2 protein-coding genes and 1 pseudogene are annotated in these 3,373 nt (G+C 65.8%); all 3 read left to right on the top strand.

Going from position 1 to position 3,373, the window contains the following annotated elements; all coding sequences use genetic code 11:
* Positions 1-955, top strand: a pseudogene (locus tag FV226_RS27085) (hypothetical protein); the annotation flags it as partial.
* A gap of 1,164 nt (positions 956-2,119) precedes the next feature.
* A complete protein-coding gene (locus FV226_RS27080; RefSeq protein WP_147765352.1) occupies positions 2,120-2,707 on the top strand; it encodes a hypothetical protein in 588 nt (195 codons plus the stop codon).
* A 463-nt stretch (positions 2,708-3,170) separates the two neighbouring features.
* Positions 3,171-3,373, top strand: a 203-nt coding sequence (locus tag FV226_RS27075; protein ID WP_147765351.1) for a hypothetical protein, incomplete at its 3' end; no start/stop codon positions are given.

Below are 3,373 nucleotides of genomic sequence, written 5' to 3'. Positions count from 1 at the left end.
ACGCCCTACTGGACCGGCTCGCCCGCGACGCCGCCCCGCCCGCCCGCGGCCCGAACCCCAAGGCCTGATGATGTCCAAGATCGCCGCCTTCCGAGCCCTGCTGACGCGAGCTCGCACCGCCGCCCCGGCGCCTGTGTCCGACGCCGAAACGGACATGAAAGGCGCGCTGGACGAACTCCGCGACGCCGAGCGCGCGGTGGAGATGGCCGAGAACACCTACTCGCTCAACCTCCTGTCGGCTGACGAAGCGCGGCTCGCGGAGCTGGACGAAGCCCGCCGGGCCGCCCGCCGCCGGTGGGACCGGGCCCAGCTCCTGATGAGCACGTGCGCCGACCGTCTCACAGTGGCGCGCGAGGCCGAGGCGCGGGCCGAGCTGGCAGAGACGGTCGAGACCGCGGTGGCGGCCCAGGCCGCCTACCGCGAGCTGGTCGAGCGCGAGCTTCCCCAGATGTCGGCCAAGGCCCGCGCGATCCACGCCGCCAAGGCCGAGGCCGAGACCGCCACGAAGGCCGCCAACGCGGCGATCGCCGAGGCCGGCGAGGGCGTTCCCCTCCCGCACGTGGAAGCCTGGCGCGGCCTGGCACCCCTCCCGCGGGAGGAAATCCGGCGCGAGGTCCGCGAATTCTGGTGCAACTCGGCCGGCGATCCGGCGCCGCATCAGTCGGAAATTACGACCGGGTCCGACGGCGCCGGCTCCCTGCGCCTGCCGGGTGCGAGCTACCTCCACAGGTTCACCCTGCGCCGCGCCTTCGAGGTCGTGGAGCACTTGCCGGCCGAGCCCGGGGTGCAGCCCCCGGGCCTCGACATCTCGCTGGCGGTGCCCGAGCTGTACGCCACGGCCCCGGCCCGGGACCGGGTGCCTGTCACCTCGATGCGCCCACACGGGCCCGCCGTCGAGGTCACAAGGGCCGCGCCTTCGCGGTCCGACCGGCTCGCGATGGGCCTTCGCGCATAGAATTCAAGAATTACCGGCCGTTCTGAACACGTTCTGGCCGGTATGTGGTGGGGTAGTCTGAGAGGGTTCCGCCGACGATCCGATAACGGGAAGTAAGTCTCCACACCCCGCGCAGTGAAAACTGTAGTCCTGGTCAAGATTTACAAGTCGGCACTTTAATTTCCGATCCGGCGCGAATGCGGGTGTGGCCGCGCCGGGGTCCCCGAAGACGGGACCGACGGGCCGCCGGGTGTGTCGCGCACCTGGCGGCCTTTTTCATTGTGAAGCTGAGACGTGTCGACCGTAACGAGCACCTTGGCGATCAAGGTTGATGATGCCGGCCTCGTCAGCAAGCTCCGCTTCGTTCTCTCGACGGGCCGGGAGACGCCTGACATGGTGTCCTGAAAAGGTAGCGAAATGGGCTGGTTTAGCAGGAAGCCGGAACAACCTCCGACGCCAGAGGCGTGGACGGCGGATCTGTGGGAAGAGGCATTTCCTCGCAACGATGAATTCCACTGCCTAGTCGTGGTCCGCGAAATCCGCAAACGCCAAGAGCTCCGCTATGGCGCCCGGCAACTTGACGCTCGAACCGAGTACAGGGGTACGCTTGGTGCCCCTCCTGGCTCGCGTGTTGAACATGTCCGGGTGTACGTCCAAATCGACACTGCGGATCTTCCCTATGGCTGCCATCACGGTGTGCCGGGGCGCACGGTTGGGTTGGCCTATACGTCCAGCTTCAAATACGGCGGGGAGGCTTGGCCGATCCTAGTCGTGAAAGTCTGGGCAGACGAGGCTGGCGCGCGCGAATTTGAGGAGACGTTCTACCGCGCGATCGCAGATGACATTCGCTTAGTACCCCTCTGGCTGACGGGTAAACCGCGAGCGGCACCGTTAGCATCTACGCCAGATGGCTCTTTCGGATTGACCCAACCACTGACGCACATCTCTTTCCAACAGCGCCTCAACCTCGTGGAGAGGTTGAGGCAGGACGATTGGCCGGTCTGATTATTGAGCCTGCCAGAGCATGCGCGGACGCCTGGTATGTGCTGGGTCAGCGGCCGCCCGCTCCAGGGCTGACCCTGTCGTGCTGCTAGGTGGATCAAGTGCTTGAGTTATGCTGTGCCCTTACCCTGCAGAGAGGGGGGAGCAATGCGCGGACCAGGGAGCATCGGGGGCCTATCGCTTGTGCTGCTGTTTTCGGCGCCGGCCGTGGCCAATGACGCGGATCTATGGGTCCTGTTCAGCAACACCCGCTTCGGGACTATCGCCGAAATCCCTCAGGGGTTATTCAAGGCCCAGCAGCCGCCAGCCAATGGCGATGGACGCACCTTCCGGTCGAAGGATGGCGCCGAAGTCCGGATCTTCGGCAACTACAACACCGAGGAGACGTTCGGGGCCTACAAGCAGTGGCTCTGGGATCTGCTGCCAAGGGAGCGTATCCGGGTGTCATACAAGACAAGCGGGGAGCACTGGCAAGCTCGGTCTGACCTTAAAAATGCAAACTCGCCTCCTGTGGTCACAGGGGGAAACTGGTTGGCTTATTCCGGGTACCAAGGCAGCAACATCGTCTACCGTAAGCAGATTGAGGGTTGCGACGCGCTGCACACCGTCTCCGCCGTGTACCCTCGCGCTCTTAGAGCCAAGTACGACCCCGTGGTGGCCCGCATCGCCGGCGCACTCCGTTGTAAGGTTCCTTTGGACTGCCGAAAGGGGCAGAGCGATTGCACGTACCTGGTGCCAGAGTACAACGATGGGGTTGTGTGGCCCGACTGACTGTTAGTGGCGAGACAGCAGCTCCAGTGCTGGCCTGCGATAGCGAACGGGTGACAGCTCCAAAAAAGGGCGCGCCTTGCCTTCTTAACGACGGCAGCCATGCGTGTAATCGAGATGCGAAGAAGGGGAGGGATGTCCCTTGCTGAGATCCTCGACGGGGGCGAGCTTTGGCTCGTACCGGTCCTCGATCTCTTGCCCTAGGTGCAGAGCGCGGCGACCCAGGCGACGGGGGCCGGTCCTCTACATCCTTCAGCGATGGAGTGACGCTCAGAGCCAGGGCGCAGCACGCCGTGGCCCAGGCCGTGGTCTGCCGTGTAGTCGCGGACCTACTAGCCCGCGGCGGCCGCTCCCTCGATGACGTGCGGGACCACGCCCTGGCGATTGCGGCCGGCATGCTCAGCGGGGTCGACATCGCCGTGAGATCCCTACTCGCCGAGCCGCCGGCCGGCCTGGGGAGGGTGCAGTGAACCCGCCCCGGCCGGTGTTCCTGTACCGAGCCGATGGCCGGATCGACTATCAGGCCATGCACCGGGCCGCGACGCGGGGCCTCAAATCCTCGAAGCAGATCCGGGCCGACGCCGAGCGCGCGGCCCGGGAGGCGGCGAAGGCGGCCGAGAAGGTTTCGTTTCAGGTTGAAACGAAACCCCGCCCCCGCGCCCTGCCCCC

Origin of the sequence: Methylobacterium sp. WL12 (genome assembly GCF_008039475.1) — a bacterium.
Classification (GTDB): Bacteria; Pseudomonadota; Alphaproteobacteria; order Rhizobiales; family Beijerinckiaceae; genus Methylobacterium; species Methylobacterium cerastii.
Note: the sequence above shows the minus strand (reverse complement) of the source record. Positions and strands in the feature narration are given on the sequence as shown.